Origin of the sequence: Salinivibrio sp. VGrn1 (genome assembly GCF_009377995.1) — a bacterium.
GTDB classification, from domain to species: Bacteria; Pseudomonadota; Gammaproteobacteria; order Enterobacterales; family Vibrionaceae; genus Salinivibrio; species Salinivibrio siamensis.
The window spans coordinates 243504-264414 of the sequence record NZ_SATA01000003.1 but is presented as its reverse complement, the minus strand read 5'-3'; the positions used below and the strand labels follow the sequence as shown (position 1 = coordinate 264414).

Annotated in this window: 19 protein-coding genes; 9 read left to right on the top strand and 10 right to left on the bottom strand. The window is 48.8% G+C overall.

Going from position 1 to position 20911, the window contains the following annotated elements; translation table 11 throughout:
* Positions 1-27 precede the first annotated feature (27 nt).
* Entirely contained in the window at positions 28-573 is a 546-nt protein-coding gene (gene seqA / locus EHW56_RS06920) for a replication initiation negative regulator SeqA (RefSeq protein ID WP_046073564.1), read from the bottom strand.
* Positions 574-672: 99 nt separating this feature from the next.
* Between seqA and EHW56_RS06915 the strand changes: the two genes are divergently transcribed.
* The 3 genes from EHW56_RS06915 (at position 673) to fldA (ending at position 2366) form a co-directional block, all read left to right on the top strand.
* Positions 673-1446: an alpha/beta fold hydrolase gene (locus tag EHW56_RS06915; protein ID WP_172969982.1), complete on the top strand. Its 774-nt coding sequence runs from the start codon at positions 673-675 to the stop codon at positions 1444-1446.
* Positions 1447-1506: 60 nt separating this feature from the next.
* Positions 1507-1728, top strand: coding sequence for a DUF2788 domain-containing protein (locus EHW56_RS06910; RefSeq protein ID WP_021022467.1), 222 nt, complete (start codon positions 1507-1509; stop codon positions 1726-1728).
* Positions 1729-1838: 110 nt separating this feature from the next.
* Positions 1839-2366 carry a flavodoxin FldA gene (gene fldA / locus EHW56_RS06905; protein WP_046073566.1) on the top strand — a complete coding sequence of 176 codons (528 nt, stop codon included), beginning with the start codon at positions 1839-1841 and terminating at the stop codon, positions 2364-2366.
* 70 nt (positions 2367-2436) lie between these two features.
* Here the strand turns inward: fldA and EHW56_RS06900 are convergent, their stop codons facing one another.
* On the bottom strand, positions 2437-2925 hold the full coding sequence (locus EHW56_RS06900) for a DUF4442 domain-containing protein (protein WP_370517140.1): 489 nt from the start codon (positions 2923-2925) through the stop codon (positions 2437-2439).
* A gap of 196 nt (positions 2926-3121) precedes the next feature.
* On the opposite strand from EHW56_RS06900, the gene fcrX reads away from it, so the two are divergent.
* Complete coding sequence (fcrX, locus tag EHW56_RS06895) at positions 3122-3568, top strand: ferric iron uptake transcriptional regulator FcrX (protein ID WP_046073568.1); 447 nt, start codon at positions 3122-3124, stop codon at positions 3566-3568.
* Positions 3569-3620: 52 nt separating this feature from the next.
* On the opposite strand, the gene glnS is transcribed toward fcrX, so the two are convergent.
* A complete protein-coding gene (glnS, locus tag EHW56_RS06890) occupies positions 3621-5288 on the bottom strand; it encodes a glutamine--tRNA ligase (RefSeq protein ID WP_152794774.1) in 1668 nt (555 codons plus the stop codon).
* Between the two features lie 212 nt (positions 5289-5500).
* Positions 5501-7009: an N-acetylglucosamine-specific PTS transporter subunit IIBC gene (gene nagE, locus EHW56_RS06885; protein WP_046073570.1), complete on the bottom strand. Its 1509-nt coding sequence runs from the start codon at positions 7007-7009 to the stop codon at positions 5501-5503.
* A gap of 317 nt (positions 7010-7326) precedes the next feature.
* On the opposite strand from nagE, the gene nagB reads away from it, so the two are divergent.
* The 5 genes from nagB to asnB all read left to right on the top strand — a co-directional run bounded on the left by nagB (position 7327) and on the right by asnB (position 14297).
* Positions 7327-8127 (top strand): glucosamine-6-phosphate deaminase, encoded by an 801-nt coding sequence (nagB, locus tag EHW56_RS06880; protein WP_152794772.1) that lies wholly within the window; start codon positions 7327-7329, stop codon positions 8125-8127.
* A gap of 11 nt (positions 8128-8138) precedes the next feature.
* Positions 8139-9275 carry an N-acetylglucosamine-6-phosphate deacetylase gene (gene nagA, locus EHW56_RS06875; RefSeq protein ID WP_077666121.1) on the top strand — a complete coding sequence of 379 codons (1137 nt, stop codon included), beginning with the start codon at positions 8139-8141 and terminating at the stop codon, positions 9273-9275.
* 7 nt (positions 9276-9282) lie between these two features.
* On the top strand, positions 9283-10497 hold the full coding sequence (locus EHW56_RS06870) for an ROK family protein (protein ID WP_046073573.1): 1215 nt from the start codon (positions 9283-9285) through the stop codon (positions 10495-10497).
* Positions 10498-10780: 283 nt separating this feature from the next.
* Positions 10781-12361, top strand: coding sequence for a cation:proton antiporter family protein (locus EHW56_RS06865; protein WP_077666120.1), 1581 nt, complete (start codon positions 10781-10783; stop codon positions 12359-12361).
* Between the two features lie 268 nt (positions 12362-12629).
* On the top strand, positions 12630-14297 hold the full coding sequence (gene asnB / locus EHW56_RS06860; protein WP_046073575.1) for an asparagine synthase B: 1668 nt from the start codon (positions 12630-12632) through the stop codon (positions 14295-14297).
* A 74-nt stretch (positions 14298-14371) separates the two neighbouring features.
* On the opposite strand, the gene EHW56_RS06855 is transcribed toward asnB, so the two are convergent.
* The 6 genes from EHW56_RS06855 to EHW56_RS06830 form a co-directional block, all read right to left on the bottom strand.
* Positions 14372-15673, bottom strand: a complete 1302-nt coding sequence (locus EHW56_RS06855) for an inosine/guanosine kinase (RefSeq protein ID WP_152799324.1) — start codon at positions 15671-15673, stop codon at positions 14372-14374.
* An 89-nt stretch (positions 15674-15762) separates the two neighbouring features.
* On the bottom strand, positions 15763-16737 hold the full coding sequence (gene hemH / locus EHW56_RS06850) for a ferrochelatase (RefSeq protein ID WP_152794770.1): 975 nt from the start codon (positions 16735-16737) through the stop codon (positions 15763-15765).
* A 205-nt stretch (positions 16738-16942) separates the two neighbouring features.
* Positions 16943-17587: an adenylate kinase gene (gene adk / locus EHW56_RS06845; protein ID WP_046073578.1), complete on the bottom strand. Its 645-nt coding sequence runs from the start codon at positions 17585-17587 to the stop codon at positions 16943-16945.
* 157 nt (positions 17588-17744) lie between these two features.
* Entirely contained in the window at positions 17745-19640 is a 1896-nt protein-coding gene (gene htpG, locus EHW56_RS06840; protein WP_046073579.1) for a molecular chaperone HtpG, read from the bottom strand.
* 323 nt (positions 19641-19963) lie between these two features.
* Positions 19964-20572 carry a recombination mediator RecR gene (gene recR, locus EHW56_RS06835; RefSeq protein ID WP_046073580.1) on the bottom strand — a complete coding sequence of 203 codons (609 nt, stop codon included), beginning with the start codon at positions 20570-20572 and terminating at the stop codon, positions 19964-19966.
* Between the two features lie 3 nt (positions 20573-20575).
* Entirely contained in the window at positions 20576-20905 is a 330-nt protein-coding gene (locus tag EHW56_RS06830; protein WP_046073581.1) for a YbaB/EbfC family nucleoid-associated protein, read from the bottom strand.
* Positions 20906-20911 lie beyond the last annotated feature (6 nt).

The following is a 20911-nucleotide window of genomic DNA, read 5'->3' as shown; positions in this document are numbered from 1 at the left end:
ATTCTCTTCTCCCATGAGTGGCATAGATTAAATCGCGTTCACAACCTTCTCAGTCAAATCACTCGGGAACTGCATTTTTTCCATAAGCTGCTCCACCATCTGACGCTTACGGCCAGTGTTCGTGTTGGTGATGACCCAAAAAGGGGTGTCTGGAATCTGCTTGGGTTTGGTGGTTTTGCCGCTTTCTAATAAAGTTTGTGGATTATCGGCAAAATACAGACGGGTACGCCCTTTTAGCGCCATACCATCTGCGAATCCTTGTTGGTCAACACGGTATAAGGTGGTGAGGATCAGCATAAAACGACCAATAGCTCGTTCTTGAGCCGCAAACTCATCTGAAATCAATAACGTTCGCATCGCTTTGACACGATCAACGGACGCACTGCGCCCAGCGTCTTTACTGACAACAATACCGCTAGAACGAGAGGGCGTCGTCGGCGCAGCCTGGGTTGGCTGCGGTGCCGAGTCCGACAGCAGTAAGCGACGCAGGATGTCTGATGCGCTTTCGCCAATATGCTGAGTTTGGCTGGCAATATACCGGTATAGATCGTCGTCAACCTCTATCGTCTTCATTGTTTTTCATCGCGTCCTGTTTATCGTTTAACGGGGCGATTATACAGAGATAGATAGGTATACTCTACGTTAAAGCCAGTAATCTGAGAGAAAAGCAACGTGTTATTAAACGGAAAGTCTCGCGGTGAGGGCTCACCGCTTGTATTGATCCACGGTTTATTTGGTGATCTCGATAATTTAGGCGGGCTCGCCAAGACACTGTCCGACCATTTTTGTGTCTATCAAGTTGATCTACCTAACCATGGTCGCTCCTATCATACACAGGACACAGATTATCGAAGCCAGTCCGATGCCGTGATCGCGTGGATGGATGCACAACAGCTTGAGTCAACCATTATCGTTGGCCATTCGATGGGTGGCAAAGTGGCGATGGCCGTCGCTCAGCGCTTCCCAGAGCGCGTCGAACAACTGGTGGTGATGGATATTGCCCCAGTCGATTATCAAGTTAACCGACATGACAATGTTTTCAGGGCATTGCATCAGACACAAAGGGTGACACTGGAAAGCCGCCAACAAGCGCAAACCATGATGAATGAATCGATTGAAAATCCAGGCGTGAGCCAATTTTTATTGAAATCACTCTATAAAACCGATCACGGTCACTACGCCTGGCGCTTCAATATTGATAATCTTTATCACGGCTATCGTGACATCATGGGATGGACAGAGTTTGGCCAGTATTCGGGGCCAACTCTGTTTGTCAAAGGGCAGAACTCTGAATACATTCTGCCAGACCACCGCGAGGCCATTGTCGCTCAGTTCCCTCATTCAAAAGCGCATATGGTGGCAGGCACGGGTCATTGGCTACATGCTGAAAAACCGGCGGTGGTTGCCAGCGTCATAGAACGTTTTTTAATGCCGAGCGAGCGTTAACAGTTAAGTGACCCTTGTGATATATTGCGCCGCATAAGTCGGTGCTCAATGGAGGCACGCATGCTTTACGAGCACTTTCAATTGCTCGAGAAAATAGGTCTAGATCTCGTCTTCGCCGCGATTTTCTTTTTTATCGGCATGGCAATTAAAGACGTGTTACGTGAGGGCAATGTGCCAGTATTCGGCCGACGGATCGTCTGGTTTGTGCTCACACTAGGCTGTGTCGGCTTTATCGTGAAAGGTGTGATTCAGTTGGTTTGGGAAGGGGTCGGCATCGGCTAACCCTAGCACTGAAGTCACTGGTTAATCATATAGGTTTGAAAAAGCGACGCTTTTTCTTTAATTCGAGTTAGTTGCAAACAGCAACCCACTGACAAAACGGGTGTTTTTATATGGCGAGTGTAGGTCTCTTCTTTGGTAGTGACACGGGAAACACGGAAGCAATTGCAAAAACCATTCAAAAGCAGTTAGGCAAGCAAATGGTTCACGTGCAGGATATCGCGAAGAGCAGCAAAGAAGATATTGATAACTTCGATTTGCTGCTGATCGGTATTCCGACATGGTATTACGGTGAAGCACAGTGCGACTGGGATGACTTTTTCCCAGAGTTAGAGCAAATTGACTTCTCAACAAAACTCGTGGCTATTTTCGGCTGTGGCGACCAGGAAGATTACGCAGAATACTTCTGTGATGCCATGGGCACCGTCCGCGACATCATTGAAGCGAAAGGCGCGACCATCATTGGTCATTGGCCAACTGAGGGGTATGAATTTGAAGCCTCACAAGCATTGGTTGATGACAACCATTTTGTTGGCTTATGTGTCGATGAAGACCGCCAACCTGAACTGACCGACGAGCGTGTGAGCAAGTGGGTGAAACAAGTTTACGAAGAAATGTGTCTCGCAGAGCTTGAAGACTAAGTCTGGCTTATCAAACGCCAAGGGGACTCAACCTTGGCGTTTTTTATCTAACCGGCGCACAATGGGCCGATCATGCGGCTTGTTTGCTGGCTGTATCTCGATACTGGCGTTTTTTTCTCACATAAAGTGTACGCCTTACTTCAGCAACCACCTCGCCATGCGCGTCTTTGACGTGGACAACAAACTCGGGCAATACCTTATCGCCTTGTCCTGCTTGTTGTTGGATATCGGTTAACACCGCATCACTGATCACAAAATCTGCGTACAAGTCCGTGGTTCCCGGCTTAATAAAATTGATATCTGCTTGTTTGTCCCAGACATGGTACTGAGGGCCGAGAATCCCCATTAACATGAGCGCATAGACAGGATCGGTTAAGGAGAAGATACTACCGCCATACTGGGTACGGTTAGCATTTTTATTCCACCAGCGGAGTTTCAAACGCATATTGACACGTTTAAAATCCTGGCTAATGGCATCAATATGGATCCCTGCGCCCCAAAATGGTGGCCAGCTGTTAAGTGCCCACTTAACAATACGTGGTTTGTAGAAGCGATACATGTAAGTTGACATCCTTATCTGGTCTAACCAGATAATATTCACATCTCGTAAACATTGATGCAACCACAAATGATCAAATTTCGTCCTAAGAACGCATGTCGAGAGTAGCGAGAGCAGTGCAATTTTGATAGGCTTATAAGATATTTTCCTTGCTAATCCAACTGTCTTAACTCAGGCAGAAAACAGGTAGATACACATGTCAGACAATAACCAGGCGTTGAAGCAAGCTGGGCTCAAAGTCACCCTCCCACGGCTCAAGATCCTAGAAGTGCTGCAACAGCCAGATTGCCAGCACATCAGTGCCGAAGACCTGTATAAGAAATTAATTGACCTAGGTGAAGAAATTGGCCTAGCAACCGTGTACCGCGTACTGAACCAATTTGACGATGCAGGCATTGTCACGCGTCACCATTTTGAAGGCGGAAAGTCCGTATTTGAATTGGCGACACAGCATCATCATGACCACTTAGTCTGCCTTGACTGCGGTAAAGTGATTGAATTTTCTGATGATTTGATTGAAGAGCGTCAGAAAGAAATCGCCGCACGCTTTAATGTGCAACTGACAAACCATAGTTTGTATTTGTATGGTCACTGTAAGGAAGGCGATTGCAAAGCCGACCCATCCATTCATAACGCTGATTGATTCAGTGTGAACGTTCGAAAAAAGCCGGCGTGGTCATCACGCCGGCTTTTTATTATTTACCTTCTATCTTCGCCCAGGTATCACGTAAACTCACGGTCCGGTTAAAGACAAGTGCATCTTTACGGCTATCTTTATTATCTACACAAAAATAGCCTGTCCGTTCAAACTGATAACCCTTCTCTACTGGCGCATTTTGCATACTTGGTTCAACAAATCCCTGTTGTACCTGCAATGACGCCGGATTAATCGTCTCAGCGAAGTTGTCTGCGCTGGCCGGATTTGGCACCGTAAATAAGCGGTCATACAATCGGAATTCAGCGGGTAACGCCTCAGCCGCAGAAACCCAATGGATCACGCCTTTCACTTTTCGCCCATCGGCAGGATCTTTACCGAGGGTGTCTGGATCATAGCTGCAATATACAGTGGTAATATTGCCCTCATCGTCTTTTTCACAACGCTCCGCTTTTACCACGTAGGCATTGCGCAAACGTACTTCCTTCTCCAGTACCAGTCGCTTGTACTTCTTGTTGGCTGATTCACGGAAGTCTTCTCGCTCAATCCAGATCTCGCGCGAAAATGGCACCTGGCGCGTCCCCATCTCTGGCTGATTGGGATGGTTGGGTGCATCAAGCCACTCCACGTCATCGGCTTTGTTTTCAATCACCAGCTTAATGGGATCGAGCACCGCCATGGCGCGTGGTGCATTTTCGTTTAAGTCATCACGCACGCAAGATTCAAGCGCACTCATTTCAATGGTGTTATCTTGCTTAGTCACACCAATACGCTGACAAAACTCACGAATGGAGGCAGGCGTGTAACCCCGACGACGCAAGCCTGAAATAGTCAGCATACGCGGGTCATCCCAACCGTTCACTAACTGCTCCTCCACCAGTTGGTTCAGCTTACGTTTAGACATCACGGTATACTCGAGATTCAAGCGGCTGAACTCATATTGGTGCGGCGTACAGTCGATAGTGATGTTTTCCAATACCCAATCGTATAGGCGTCGGTTATCTTGAAATTCGAGGGTACATAGAGAATGCGTGATCCCTTCCAGTGCATCTGAAATGCAATGGGTAAAGTCGTACATTGGATAAATGCACCACTTGTCGCCAGTCTGATGATGATGCGCAAAACGAACACGGTATAAAACCGGATCCCGCATCACCATAAAGGGGGACGCCATATCGATTTTAGCACGCAAACAGGCTTTACCTTCTGCAAACTCACCAGCTCGCATTTTTTCAAACAGTGCCAAATTCTCTTCAACCGAGCGTTCACGATAAGGGCTGTGCTTGCCCGGCTCGGTCAATGTGCCACGATACTCTCTGATCTCGTCGGGCGTCAGCTCTTCGACGTATGCCAACCCTTTTTCAATCAGCTCAACCGCGTAGCCATAAAGCTTGTCAAAATAGTTTGAGGAGTAACGCACCTCTCCTGCCCAGTCAAAGCCCAACCATTGCACATCACGCTTGATAGACTCAACGTACTCCACGTTTTCTTTTTCTGGGTTGGTATCATCAAAACGCAGGTTGCATTCACCCTGATAGTCTTGTGCGATCCCGAAGTTCAAACAAATTGATTTGGCATGGCCGATGTGCAGATAGCCATTCGGCTCCGGTGGGAAACGTGTCACGATCGCTGTGTGTTTCCCTTCCGCCAAGTCTTTATCAATGATTTGGCGAATAAAGTTAGTGGGACGAGCTTCAGCATCACTCATCAAGGTTACCTCGTATCAAAAATGCGAATTTTAAAGCTACATAGATACTATGATCTCCTATTCCGCGCTGCGACTCAACCCGTTGTTGTCATTGTCATCGCGGTGTAGGCCTATTTGTTACTTTTTTGCGCGAAAGCGATGACACAAACCTAAAAAAACGCCCTGCTGTTGGCTGGGCGCTTTGTTCAGATCATTGTCGTACAGTGCCTCGTTTATGGCAGCGCGACGTTTGACAAATCTTCATCTTCTGGAATTTGTTTCAGCTCACCGGCAATGATTTCTGCTAGAGGGCCAAGAATGACCTGCAAGTTGTTCTCGCCAAGCTTGACGACTCCCATCGCCCCAATGGCTTTCAATTTCGCTTCATCAACCACCTCGCGGTCGGCAACCGACAGACGCAGACGGGTGATACACGCATCAATCGATGTGAGGTTTTGATGGCCACCAAGGGCTTTAAGGTACTTGCGTGCAAGCTCGCGATTATCGCTCGCTTCACCGGTATTGGCGCTCGCAGGTGCACTTTCTACTGCGTCATCTTCTCGGCCTGGCGTTTTCAGATTGAGCGCTGAAATCGCGGCGCGGAATGACACATAATAAAGCGCAAAGAATACAAGGCCCATGATAGGCAGCATGTACCACTGGTTAGCCACAGGGTTTTTCGACGACAACACCAAGTCAACTAAACCTGCCGAGAAGCCGAAGCCTGCCGTCCAGTCGAAAGTGGCCGCGATAAACAAGGAAACACCGGTTAATAGCGCATGCAACACGAACAACAAAGGTGCGACAAACAAGAATGAGAATTCAAGTGGCTCGGTCACCCCAGTAAAGAAAGACGCAAAACCAGCAGCAATCATGATAGACGCAACACGTGCTTTGTTCTCAGGACGCGCTGTGTGATAAATCGCAAGCGCTGCACCCGGTAGACCAAACATCATGACGGGGAAGAAGCCTGCCATGTACATGCCTGTGGTCCCTTTAATCGCTTCGCCTGTTTCAAGGCCTTGTGCCCCCATCCAGAAGCGGCCCAAGTCGTTAATACCGACCGTATCGAACCAGAATACGGCGTTAAGCGCGTGGTGCAGACCAACAGGGATAAGTAAGCGGTTAAAGAAGCCATAAACACCGGCACCCGCGGCACCTAGGTTGGTGATGCTTTCACCAAAGTGAACCAAGCCACCAAATAACACAGGCCAGACAAACATCAATACAAACGAGATGATGATCGCCACAACAGAGACCAAAATAGGCACCAAACGCCGGCCACTAAAGAACGCCAAGGCTTTAGGCAGCTCAACACCGCTATAACGGTTGTACAGCTCAGCAGACACCACACCGATCAAGATACCGATAAACTGGTTGTTGATTTTGCTGAACGCAAGCTCATTGTTGCCCACTGAAATATCGACCAAGCCAATTTGGCTTACCGCACCCGGCGCACACAGCGTGGTGATCACCATAAAGCCAACAAAGCCTGCCAGAGCGGCGGCGCCGTCTTTATCTTTTGACATGCCATATGCCACACCGATGGCAAATAACACTGACATATTGTCTATAATCGCTGCCCCTGATTTTATCAAGAAAGCAGCTAGGGCACTGTTGCCCCCCCATCCAGTTGGGTCAAGCCAGTAGCCGACCCCCATCAAGATCGCAGCCGCTGGTAATACCGCAACCGGTACCATCAGCGCACGACCTATACGTTGTGCATAACCAAGAATATTCACCGTCGTTCCCCCTTTATATTTTTCAGTGCCCCACCACGCTTGCGCTTGCTCCGCGGCTGGGCATCTAACTTGGACGCTTGCCCAAGGACTTTTGTTAAATCACTTCTTTTGTAAAGCAATGTTAGTCAATTGCAGTTTATGTCAATAAATTCGCCTCGCAAATTAAACCCGCGTTATTTGTGAGAATCATCACCAAACCCACCCATATACAGAGAAAATTGTTAGCCTGATCATAAAACTTATTTTATGATGAAAATAAATGAGCATATCCGTTATGCTATGGCCACGAACTGAGCATTGATAGAACGAGGTGACCGATGCGACTCATTCCTTTACAAACCAGCCAACAAGTCGGCCTATGGTCGGCTCGCTATATCGTCGATACCATCAACACGTTTTCGCCGACTGCCGATAACCCCTTTGTTCTGGGCTTACCCACAGGGGGGACGCCACTCAACACCTATAAGCAACTCATTAAGCTCCACCAGCAAGGCGAAATCAGTTTTGAGCACGTGGTGACCTTTAATATGGACGAATACTGTGGGATCCCTGCTGATCACCCACAAGCGTATCGTACCTTTATGTACGAAAACTTTTTTAACCATATTGATATTCAAGAAAAAAACATCAACTTGCTTGATGGCAATGCGACCGATGTCGATGCCGAGTGCCAACGCTATGAAGAAAAAATCAAAGCGTACGGCAAAATCCATCTCTTTATGGGTGGTGTAGGAAACGATGGTCATATTGCGTTTAATGAACCCGCGTCATCATTAGCATCAAGAACACGGATCAAAACCTTGACCGAGGATACCCGTGTGGCAAACTCTCGCTTCTTTGATAATGATATCAATCAGGTACCTAAGCATGCGCTCACCATTGGTGTCGGCACCTTGTTAGATGCAGAAGAAGTCATGATCCTAGTCACAGGACACAATAAAGCCCAGGCACTTGAGGCCGCGGTAGAAGGGTCAGTGAACCACTTATGGACAGTATCAGCGCTACAACTGCACCCAAAAGCGATGATTGTGTGCGATGCGCCTTCAACAGCAGAACTAAAAGTAAAAACTGTGAAGTATTTTCAAGAGCTTGAAGCCCAAAATATACACCATTTATAAGGAATTGAAGCATGTATGCGTTAACCCACTGCCGGATTTTTACTGGCCATGAGGTGTTGGATGATCATGCCATCGTGATTAAAGAAGGCCTGATTGACGCCGTCTGTCGACAAGACGCCCTGCCCAATGATATTGCCACGCGCGCGCTCGACGGTGCATTAGTCAGCCCAGGCTTCATTGACCTTCAGCTTAATGGCTGTGGCGGCGTGATGTTTAATGATGCCATTACCCCTGACACCATCGCGACCATGCATCAGGCTAACCTTAAATCAGGTTGCACCAACTTTCTCCCCACCCTGATCACTAGCTCTGATACCGATATGCAAGCCGCCATCAACGCCATGCGTGCTTACCAAAAACAGCAGCCCCATCAGGCGCTGGGGTTACACCTTGAAGGCCCTTATTTGAATATCGAAAAAAAGGGGATACACAGCGCTGACTATATTCGCCCAAGCAACGATGAGATGATCAACTACTTATGCGAAAATGCGGATGTGATTGCCAAAGTCACCCTCGCGCCTGAACTGGCGCCCGCGTCGCATATTCAAGCCCTGAAGCAAGCTGGTATCGTGGTCTCTGCTGGCCATACCAATGCCACTTACGCACAAGCTAAGCAAGGCTTTACCCACGGCATTTCCTTTGCCACGCACCTGTTTAACGCAATGACCTCTATTTCAGGCCGTGAGCCAGGTGTCGTCGGTGCCATCTACGATACACCTGATGTCTACACTGGTGTAATTGCTGACGGCTTTCACGTCTCGTACCCTAATATTCGTCTCGCACATAAAGTAAAAGGTGAGAAATTAGTGTTGGTTACGGATGCGGTTGCACCAGCAGGAGCCGACATGGATCACTTTATTTTTGTAGGTAAGAAAGTATATTACCGTGACGGTAAGTGTGTTGATGAAAATGGCACGCTTGGCGGCTCGGCACTGACGATGGATCAGGCGATTTATAACAGTGTTGAGCATGTAGGGATCGCCTTGGATGAAGCTTTGCGGATGGCTACGCTCTATCCCGCTCGCGCAATCGGTATCGAACAACACTATGGCAGCATTCGTCCGGGGAAAATTGCGAATCTTGCCATTTTCGACCGTGCAATCAACGTTCAAGCGACGATCGTAAACGGACAATATCTACAAAGCTAGGACACCTATGACTGGCGGAAAAATCGGGAATGTCGATCTTGTAAAGCAACTTAACGGAGCTGCCGTTTATCGATTAATTGATCAACAAGGGCCTATTTCACGCATACAAATTGCCGATGTAAGCCGATTGGCGCCGGCAAGTGTGACCAAAATTACCCGCCAACTGCTAGAAAGAGGCCTCATTAAAGAGGTGGCACAACAAGCATCGACAGGTGGACGTCGTGCCATTTCTCTCACCACCGAGTGTGCGCCCTTTCATACCCTTGCGGTACGATTGGGTCGTCATTTTATTGAGTTGTCTTTGTATGACTTGAGCGGTGCCTCTTTGGCCGAACACGGCGAAACTTTCCATTACCATGACCAGGACGAGCTTGTTCAAGGCTTGATTCATATCGTTAGCCAATTTTTGGAAACGCACCAACACGCACTCCGAGAACTGATTGCGATATCCGTGGTCATGCCTGGCTTGGTTGACCCTGATTCAGGGGTGGTCGAATACATGCCCAACATCAATATCAAACAACTTGCACTTGCTGATACCTTGCGCGAAGAGTTTGGTGTGCAGGCTTTCGTTGGCAACGATATTCGCGGTCAAGCGCTGGCGGAGCACTACTTTGGGGCGAGCCAAGACTACTATGACTCTATGCTGGTCAGTGTGCATCATGGTACTGGCGCGGGGATCATCGTCAATGGGCAAATTTTTCTTGGCCATAACCGCAATGTCGGTGAGCTCGGCCATGTGCAGATCGATCCACTGGGTAAAAAATGTCAGTGTGGCAACTTTGGCTGCTTAGAAACCGTGGCCTCAAACGAAGCCATCATTGAGCATGCCCAACAACTGCTTGCGCAAGGGCATCCCAGTAGCCTCAGTTATGATCAAAGCCTAACCATCGAAGCCATTTGCCAAGCCGCAGAGCAAGGTGATGAGTTAGCACGCCAAGTGTTGGTTAAAGTTGGCAATCACCTGGGTAAAGCGATCGCGATGACCGTAAACCTGTTTAATCCACAACTGGTGGTGATTGCTGGCAAAATTACCGCGGCAAAAAGTGTGGTGTTTCCTGCCATTGAGCGCTGTGTAGAGAATCAATCACTGCCAAGTTTCCACGAGAAGCTGGCGATTGTTAGCGCAAATCTGGAGGCTCAGCCTACAATGGCTGCGTTTTCCTTAGTCAAGCGGGCGATGCTTAATGGTGAGCTCCTACAAGAGCTGTTGGAGGAGTAGTTTTTCACTACTTGGATTGACATGTTGAGTGATTAAAACATGTCAGTTAAACCTAGCCGAGACGTTAATCCCTAACCGTTGGTCAGCCAGCGGTTAGGAGAGCGGGCATCTTCTCTCGCAACGTCAGTCTTCTCTGCAAATGTCGCCTTGCCTCATCTTATCTTCACCGGCCTTTTCTCACGCTTCCTTATTTTACATTCACATACTGACCACAAAACGTGTACATTATAGCCACGTTACCGACAATGCCTTGTCTCACTCAACTTTAGAATAAGTACAAGATATGGAACTGGTTTTTATTTCCGCTGCATTTATCAGTGGCTATGCATTAATGCGCTGCCACCTCCCGCCACTGGTTGGCTTTCTTATCGCTGGCTTTGTTCTCCATGCCATGGGCTACCAGTCGACACCGGTGATCACGCAGCTGGCCGATCTGGGTGTCACATTGCTGCTGTTTACTATCGGCTTAAAGCTTGATGTCAAAACCTTGCTTGCGAAAGAAATCTGGTTTGGGGCTACTGCCCATAATGTCCTGACAACCGCGTTTTTTACTCTCGCGCTAATGGGCCTTAAAGCACTGAGCATTCCTATGCTGTCAGGCATGAGTATGTCTGAAATGCTGCTGCTTGGCTTCGCGCTTTCGTTTTCTAGCACCGTCTTTGCCATCAAAGCGCTGCAAGAAAAAGGTGAGCTTAATGCCACCTATGGCACCTTGGCCATCGGCATGCTGATCATGCAAGATATCTTTGCCGTGATTTTCCTCACCGCCACATCGGGAAAAACCCCCGAACTCACCGCCCTCCTCCTCTTTGGTTTACCTCTGCTAAAACCTCTATTGGGTAAGCTTTTGGACAAGGCAGGTCACGGTGAAATGTTGGTTCTTTATGCCGTGTTCCTCGCTCTAGTGGCTGGCGCTGGATTGTTTGAGGCGGTGGGGATTAAACCTGATTTAGGCGCACTTATTCTCGGTATGCTGCTTGCCAGTCACCCACGTGCATCCGAAATGGCCAAGTCACTGTTTAATATGAAAGAGCTTTTTCTAGTTTGCTTTTTCCTCAACATTGGCTTGTCCGAACAGCCTACCTGGCAAAGCTTTAGTTTTGCCCTGATCTTGATGTTATTACTGCCCATCAAGGGCGTACTCTACTATTGGATCGTTAATGGATTCCGTTACCGCGTCCGTACTGCCTTATTTACCACGCTCACCTTATTCAACTTCAGTGAGTTTGGACTCATTGTGGGTGGCTTGGCGTATAAAACAGGACTGATGCCCGGCCCGATCTTGGTCTCCATCGCCATCGCGGTATCACTCAGTTTTGCCTTTTCCGCCCCGCTCAATACCTTTAGTAATCAGCTGTATGGTTGGGCATCACGCTGGCTACCTGAGCGTGCACCCGACAAACTTCACCCCAGCGATCAACAAATCAATCTCGGTGATGCCAGTATTTTAGTATTGGGGATGGGACGTATTGGCTCAGGCGCCTACGACGAACTCGCCACCACACACCACCAACCCATTGTGGGAATTGACACACGAGAAGACTCTGTCACTCGTCATCAGCAAGAAGGAAGACGTGTTATTTTAGGCGACGCGACTGATCCCGACTTTTGGTCACGAGCCGTGTCTGATGGCAATATCTCGCTCATTTTACTGGCCATGCCTCACAGCCACGCCAATACGTTGGCACTCGAGCAAATTCGACAAACACAATTCAGTGGTAAAGTCGCTGCCATCGCCAAATATCAAGATGAGCTCGACCAACTCAAAGCACTTGGCGTGGATGAAGCCTTTAATATCTATCAAGAGGCAGGTAGTGGCTTTGCGCGTCACGTAAGAGACCGCTTCTCACATCCGGATACCTAACCACTCTGCCACCCTCCTCACGCACAAGTGATGCTTCACTTGTGCGTTTTTGTATAAAAACTGCGCCATTTTTGAATTAAATTCATTTTTTATGGTTTTTATTAAATAATATTTACCACAAAGTCAGTTTGGATAACGAATTTGTTTTATCTACTTGTGTCTTTCTCTGCCACAGGGCAGAGTGTGATTAACAGGTCGCCACCAGTGGTCCTATATCGCAGACATGCCACGGCGAAAACACCGTATAACACAAACAGAGAGGAAGATTATGTGTTCAATTTTTGGAGCGCTTGACATTAAAACCGACTCGCAACAATTGCGGGAAATCGCGTTAAAAATGTCGAAGACCATGCGTCACCGAGGTCCGGACTGGTCAGGGATTTATTCGTCTGAAAAAGCCATTCTCGTTCATGAGCGCCTTGCGATTGTCGATCTTAACAGTGGGGCACAGCCACTTTATAACCAAAACCAAACCCAAGCCCTCGCAGTCAACGGTGAGATCTACAATCACAAAGAGCTCCGCGCTGAATTCGCCGCCGATTATCCGTTCCAAACAGAGTCAGACTGCGAAATCATTCTCGCCCTATATCAAGAGAAAGGGCCAGAACTGCTCGATTATCTCAACGGTATCTTTGCCTTTATTTTGTATGATGAGGAGCAGGATGCGTATTTAATTGGTCGCGATCATATCGGCATTATCCCGCTTTATCATGGGCACGATGAACATGGCAACTACTACGTTGCTTCGGAAATGAAAGCACTGACGCCTATTTGTAAAACCATCAGTGAGTTCCCCCCGGGTCACTTTTTATGGAGTAAACAAGGTGAGCCTGTTCGTTATTACAAACGCGCATGGATGGAATATGACGGGGTAAAAGACAGCACCACGGATAAAGCAGCACTCAAAGAAGCCCTAGAGAAAGCGGTTCACCGTCAACTTATGACCGATGTACCTTATGGCGTTCTGCTATCTGGTGGGTTGGATTCATCGGTGATTTCCGCAGTGACCAAGCAATATGCCGCCAACCGTATCGAGGATGACGATCAAAGCCAAGCTTGGTGGCCACGTTTGCACTCGTTTGCTATCGGCCTGGAAGGCGCGCCGGATTTGAAAGCCGCCAAAGAAGTCGCCGACCACCTTGGCACCGTACACCACGAATTTACCTACAGTATTCAAGAAGGCTTGGATGCCATCCGCGACGTGGTGTATCACATCGAGACCTATGATGTGACCACTATCCGAGCATCAACCCCCATGTATTTGATGTCACGTAAAATCCGTGCAATGGGAATTAAAATGGTGCTATCGGGAGAAGGCGCCGATGAGGTATTTGGCGGCTACTTATATTTCCACAAAGCGCCCAACGCTCAAGAATTCCACGAGGAAACCGTTCGCAAGCTGCTCGCACTCAACATGTTTGATTGTGCTCGTGCGAACAAATCAATGGCCGCTTGGGGCGTTGAAGCGCGTGTCCCCTTCTTGGATAAAGAATTTTTGGAAGTGGCGATGCAAATCAAACCGGATGATAAAATGTGCGGTGAGGGTAAAATGGAAAAGCACATCATTCGTGAATGCTTCGGGGATCTGTTGCCAGAATCGGTGGCATGGCGTCAAAAAGAGCAGTTTAGCGATGGCGTCGGTTACGGATGGATTGACACCTTGAAAGCCATTGCCGATGAAAAAGTCAGCGATCAACAGTTGGCAACGGCAGCCTTCCGTTTCCCATACAACACGCCGACGACTAAAGAAGCGTATATGTATCGTGAGATTTTCGCCGAACTCTTCCCTCTGGAAGATGCCGCGAAGTGTGTTCCTGGCGGCCCATCGATCGCCTGCTCAAGTGCCAAAGCGATTGAATGGGATGAATCGTTCAAAAACCAAGCCGACCCATCAGGTCGTGCGGTCCGCAACGTACACGAAAAAGCGTATCAATAAGCCCACGCCTCACGACCAATAATAAAAAACCGCCAACATCAATTGGCGGTTTTTTATCTTTTATGGCAATGAGATTAACGTTCCCAGTAAGCCTCTTCCAAGCTATCTTCGCGCTCCGGCAAGCCACGTGACAAACGCGGAGAATGCTGTGCCAGCACTTCATAGCTAACACGGTTGGCGTATTTGCACACCTGAGAAAACGATGAGTAAGTCAAAAATGGGTACTGATGTTTGCTCGAATTAGGCACGTTATCACGGTGGTAACGATTCGCTGACATATCGTGCAGCAACGCAGACAGTGCACCGTCTCCCGCGCCATTAGTGTTTTTGATCCGTTCCGGCCCACCCATGTATGGGGCAATGTGCGAATAAATTTTGATTGGATTTTCGCAATCGGCTTTGATCATTGGACGGCTGAACTCATACATATTGAATTCGGGAATGGCGCCGGGTAATAAAGGCAGTGAGGTTTCGCGTTTAGCTTTATCTTCACTATAACCCGCCATGTAGAGGCCAATCGGACCGGCGGTGCAAAGCACCATATCTACCCATTGTAAGGCGGCGTCGGCCGCGAGCAGCGGGTCACTTTCACCCGTGAGCGCTTCACCCTCATCTTCGTTCATCGCCACCACACTGACGTGCTCAGCCAGAAAATCACGCCACCATTGTGGATTTTGTTCAATCACATACTTGGTGCCCAACGTCATCACCACAGGCACGTTATGCTTTTTGGCATACTCGATGGCACGCATGGTCGCATCCGGCATCGGATCACCGTACTTGCAACGTACCAGATAGGCTGTCAGGACTAAGGCAGACGCATGCTCAAAGATATGTTCCGGAATCGACTCAGGACGCAGCTGATTCATTAAGCCTTCGTTGATGGCAAAAGTACGCTCACCACAATCGCCAATCAGCGCGTAACAACGGCCAATCGGGCCTTCGACAGGTTGCAGATAATTGAGGTCCATGCGGCTGGACGTGTTGCATAGATAGCGATAAGAGTAGCTCCCAATGCGAATATCCTGACTCATCACGCCAAGCAGAATCGATTGGTCGTCCGCTAAAGCGGAGTAGTTGTGCAAGGTATTGCCAATGGTGCCGCCGGCAAATTCATGCGTCACCAAATTGTTGTCTTTGAGCTCTTGATACAAGGCTTCAGCGCGCTCATCGTCAATCACTAACGAGTGGCCTTTGCTCAAACCATAGCGCTCCAGGAAGTCATCACTCACTTTTGCTTCTATGTCCACCAAGGTTTGGTCTATGCCAATCACATGAGGGCGTTTAAAGCCACGCTCACTGGCAGGGTTAAGCAAAGGATCCCGGGCGTGAACCGGAAAGTAGTGTTTAGACTTACGTTGTCCTGGAAATTTCATGGTTCGTGTAACTAGCTAATGGAAGGGAGGCGCGAATTCTACCACAGAATTTGCGCCTGCATAGCGTTGGAGAAACGAATTTTATCCGTCTACCACCCTTGGGTATGCTCTGCCACCAGCGTCGCCATTAACTCAATATGCGCCTCGTCATCATTCAAGCATGGGATAAAACGAAAGGCTTCGCCACCTGCTTCCAAAAAGATATCCCGACACTCGCCAGCAATTTCTTCCAAGGTTTCCAAACAGTCAGAAGAAAAGGCTGGGGTCATGATATCGAGGGTTTTAACCCCTTTTGCGGGTAGCGCTTCCAAGGTTTTATCGGTGTAAGGCTTAAGCCACTCTTCACGTCCGAAACGCGATTGGTAGCTCATCATGATCGCTTGGTCGGGGAGCCCAAGTTCCGCCTGCAGCAATGCCGTGGTTTGTTCGCAATGTTGCGGGTACGGGTCGCCGTTATCCGCGAAACGTTGCGGGATCCCATGGTATGAACACAGTAAGAGATCGCCCTTGCCGTGTTTATCCCAGTGGCGCCTGACGGAGTCTGCCAATGCGGATTGGTACGACGGATGATCGTGATAGTGGTGCACAAAGCGAAGCTCAGGAAGCAAGGGGCGTCCTTTAAGGGATTTGGCAACTTTATCAAATACCGCGGCCGTGGTGGTCGCAGAGTATTGCGGATACAAAGGCAAAACCATGACCTTTTCGCAACCTTGTTGCTGCAGTTGCTCAATACCATCCGTCATCGAAGGTGAGCCATAGGTCATTCCTAAAGCGACAGGTAACCCCGTCTTGGTGGCTAAGGCATCACGCTGGCGCGTGGCATACACCATCAAAGGTGAGCCCTCATCCATCCAAACACTTTGATAGAGCTTCGCCACCTTGGGAGAGCGTACAGGCAGAATCACACCATGCAGCAGTGGGCACCACAACCAACGCGTTAAATCAACCACCCGATGATCATGCAGAAATTCAGATAAAAAACGCTTTACTGAAGAAGAGGTGGGCGCATCCGGGGTTCCCAGGTTGACCAAGAGTACGCCAACTCGATTATGCTTTTCGGTCATGTTTGTTGTCCTTGGCTTATTCGCGAGCCGATTATTTTTGTTGTACCTTTCCAATTTAACGTTGTCTGATTAAATGGCTTGGAGAATGACGCGTAGCTTGCCATAAAAAAACCGGAGCGACTAATCGTCAGCTCCGGTTTCTGGCATCAGTCATACCGATGAGAACAGGTGTCAGCGCCTGAGCACTAACCCTTTAAACAAAAAATTAGCCGAGAACCTTTTGGATCTCTGCGCTGACTTGCTCAACCCCTTGTGTGCCATCGAAGGTCACAAACTGGGTGTTGCCAGCATCGGCTTCTTTTTTGTAGTAAGCAATCAGTGGTGCAGTTTGATTATGATAAACATTCAAACGCGCGCGCACCGTCTCTTCTTTATCATCATCACGTACCACTAGCGCTTCGCCAGTCACGTCGTCTTTTCCTTCCACTTTCGGTGGGTTGTAAACAACGTGATAAGTACGGCCTGAAGCAAGGTGAGCACGGCGACCACTCATACGCTCAACAATTACGTCATCCGGAACGTCGAATTCGAGTACGTAATCGATCGCGACACCGATCTCTTTCAGTCCATCAGCTTGAGGAATGGTACGTGGGAACCCATCTAGCAAGAAGCCGTTGGCACAATCATCTTGCGAGATACGCTCTTTAACCAAGCCAAGAATGATGTCATCAGACACCAATTCGCCAGCATCAATAACCGCTTTGGCTTGTTTGCCAAGCTCAGTGCCCGCTTTAATCGCGGCGCGCAGCATGTCACCCGTAGAAATCTGCGGAATCCCGTATTTTTCCATGATGAACTGCGCTTGCGTCCCTTTACCCGCGCCCGGTGCACCCAACAGAATGATGCGCATAGTGATCCCCTTTATGATTATTTAGGTTTCGTTAAACTGCGTCTATATTCGCAAAGACACGAAACATACACGCTTAACTAAACGCTATCAAGCCCGGCAATCCGGCCGGGCTTGTTCGATAGTCATTCAGTATGTGGTCTCGACAATCGCCTGTCGATTATACCTTAGTCAGAAGCTGGTTGACCGAGGCCAAGAAGTCTGACGGATCGTCCATACTGCCTTTCTCTGCCAGCATCGCTTGACCCAGCAGCATTTCTACCCAAGTACCGAATTTCTGCTCATCGCTTTCATCTGCCATGCGCTTAACTAGAGCGTGCTCTGGGTTCAGTTCAAAGATGTACTTCACATCCGGCGCTTGCTGGCCAGCGGCTTCTAAAAGCTTCGCCATTTGCGTGCCCATTTCAAACTGATCGGTCACCACCACCGCCGGTGTGCCAGAAAGTTTAAAGGTGGTACGTACATCTTTAACACGATCACCCAAGTGCGATTTTACTCGCTCAATCACAGACTCAAACGCTTTTTCGGTTTCTTCACGCTCTGCTTTTGCTTCTTCATCATCGAATTGGCTCAGATCGAGATCTGCCTTGGTGATTGCCTGGAACGACTTACCATCAAACTCGGTCAGGTAGCTCATCAACCACTCATCGATGCGGTCATACATCAAGATAACTTCGATGCCTTTGGCTTTAAACTGCTCCAAGTGCGGGCTGTGTTTCGCTGCATTGTAGCTATCCGCGGTGATGTAGTAGATTTTGTCTTGCTCTTCTTTCATGCGCGACACGTAGTCGGCCAAGGAGACGGTTTGCTCAGCGCTGTCTTCATGCGTTGAGGCAAAGCGCAGCAAGCCAGCAATTTTTTCTTTGTTGCTGAAATCTTCCGCCGGCCCTTCTTTCATTACCAGGCCAAATTCACGCCAAAATGTCTGATATTTTTCAGCATCGTTTTTAGCCAGTTTTTCTAGCATCGACAACACACGCTTGGTACACGCACCGCGCAGTGACTGGGTGATCTTGTTGTCTTGCAGGATCTCACGCGAGACGTTAAGCGGCAGATCGTTAGAGTCAATCAAACCCCGGACAAAACGCAAGTAGCTTGGCATGAACTGTGACGCATCATCCATGATAAAGACGCGTTGTACATAGAGTTTCAGTCCATGTTTGTGCTCGCGGTTGTATAGATCCCAAGGGGCTTTTGACGGGATATACAGCAAGCTGGTGTAGTCGTTTTTACCCTCTACACGGTTGTGGCTCCACGTCAGCGGTTCGGCAAAGTCGTGAGACACATGCTTATAGAACTCTTTGTATTCGTCTGCCGAGATATCTGACTTAGCACGGGTCCAAAGCGCTTGCGCTTTGTTAACTTGCTCCCACTTGCCTTCGCCCGTCTCGTTACCTTCCTCGTCTTTCTCTTGCGTCCACATTTCTACCGGAATACCGATGTGGTCGGAATATTTACCGATCACCTCACGTAGGCGCCAATCATTGAGGAATTCTTTCTCGTCGTCTTTAAGGTGCAGCGTAATCTCAGTGCCACGGTCAGCTTTGCTGATAGGCTCTAGGGTATACTCACCTTCTCCGGTTGATTCCCACTGCACTGCCTCGTCGGCCGCAAGACCCGCCGCTCGAGTGCTTACGGTTACCTTGTCAGCCACAATAAAGGCAGAGTAAAAGCCGACCCCGAATTGGCCAATGAGGTTCGAGTCTTTGCTTTGATCTTCGTTAAGCTGTTTAAGAAACTCTTCTGTGCCTGATTTTGCAATGGTGCCGAGGTTAGCGATGACATCGTCACGGCTCATACCAATACCATTATCTGAGACAGTTAACGTACCGGCTTCGCTATCAAAAGACAGACGGACACGCAGGTCACCGTCATTTTCGTAAAGCTCAGGCGCTGACAATGCTTTAAAGCGCAACTTATCGGCGGCATCCGACGCGTTTGACACTAACTCTCGCAGGAAAATCTCTTTGTTTGAGTAGAGAGAGTGGATCATCAACTGCAGCAATTTGGAGGTATCAGAACCAAACTGATGTTTTTCTGGGGTTTTCACGCTCATGTCAATCTACCTAACACTATGAGGATTAATGGCGACGCGGACAATCTGCCCGCGCCACTATGAATTCGTTGTTTCCGTCTCCTTGGATATAGGGATCCGGTACCACGCTTTCAAGGCCTAAGTGGTCAAATATAAGCCAGTTAGTAGTAAGTCGATAGACAATAAAAAAGAAAAGCCTAACCAAAGGCTAGGCTTTACACGTCAGTCGTGTGATTGACATCGCTGCTTTGACAGTGGGTGTTGCCACATTGTTTTGCCGCCCCTCGAGGTGGAAGACAATGTCACCAACGGTAGGTGCGGTCTCTAGGACACGTCAGGCGCTTCTAGCGATATTTCAACTGTTGGCGACCGATAATTGAGTGAGATAGCGTGGTACCGTCCACCAGCTCTAGCTCGCCTCCCATGGGGACGCCATGTGCAATACGGCTCGCACCCACTTGGTGCTCTTGGCATAGCTCAGCGATGTATTGCGCCGTCGCCTCGCCTTCCACTGTCGGGTTGGTCGCCAAGATAAGCTCTTGGATCGGTTCGTGTTGCAGACGCTTTTCCAACACATCAAGGCCAATGTCTGCCGGACCAATGCCATCAAGGGGTGACAGGTGTCCCATCAAAACAAAATACCGCCCTGAGTACTGACCCGTGGCTTCCACGGCTGCAATATCTGCCGGGCTTTCAACCACACAAATCAACCCTGTTTCTTGGCGTTTCGGGTTATCGCAAATCGCGCACACGTCTTGCTCGGTAAAGGTTCGACATTGGCTGCAGTGGCCAATGTCAGTCATTGCCGTACTCAGTGCTTGCGCGAGGGCCAGCCCGCCTTGGCGGTTTCGTTGCAATAAGTGGTAGGCCATCCGCTGCGCTGATTTGGGGCCAACGCCTGGTAAACAACGCAGCGAGTCCATCAGTTGTTCAAGTAACTGGCTGGTGCGCATAGATTAAAATGGCATTTTCATGCCTGGTGGTAACTGCATACCACCTGTCACTTCCGCCATTTTCTCTTTTTGTTGCTCCTCGACACGACGGGCAGCATCGTTGAATGCAGCCGCAATCAAGTCTTCCAGCATGTCTTTATCATCTTCCATCAAGCTATCGTCGATGTCGACACGACGGATGCTGTGGCTACCTGTCATGGTGACTTTCACCATGCCTGCGCCCGCTTCGCCTGTCACTTCCATGCTGGCAATTTCTTCTTGTACTTTTTGCATGCGCTCTTGCATTTGCTGCGCCTGCTTCATCATGTTACCCATGCCGCCTTTACCAAACATAATTCT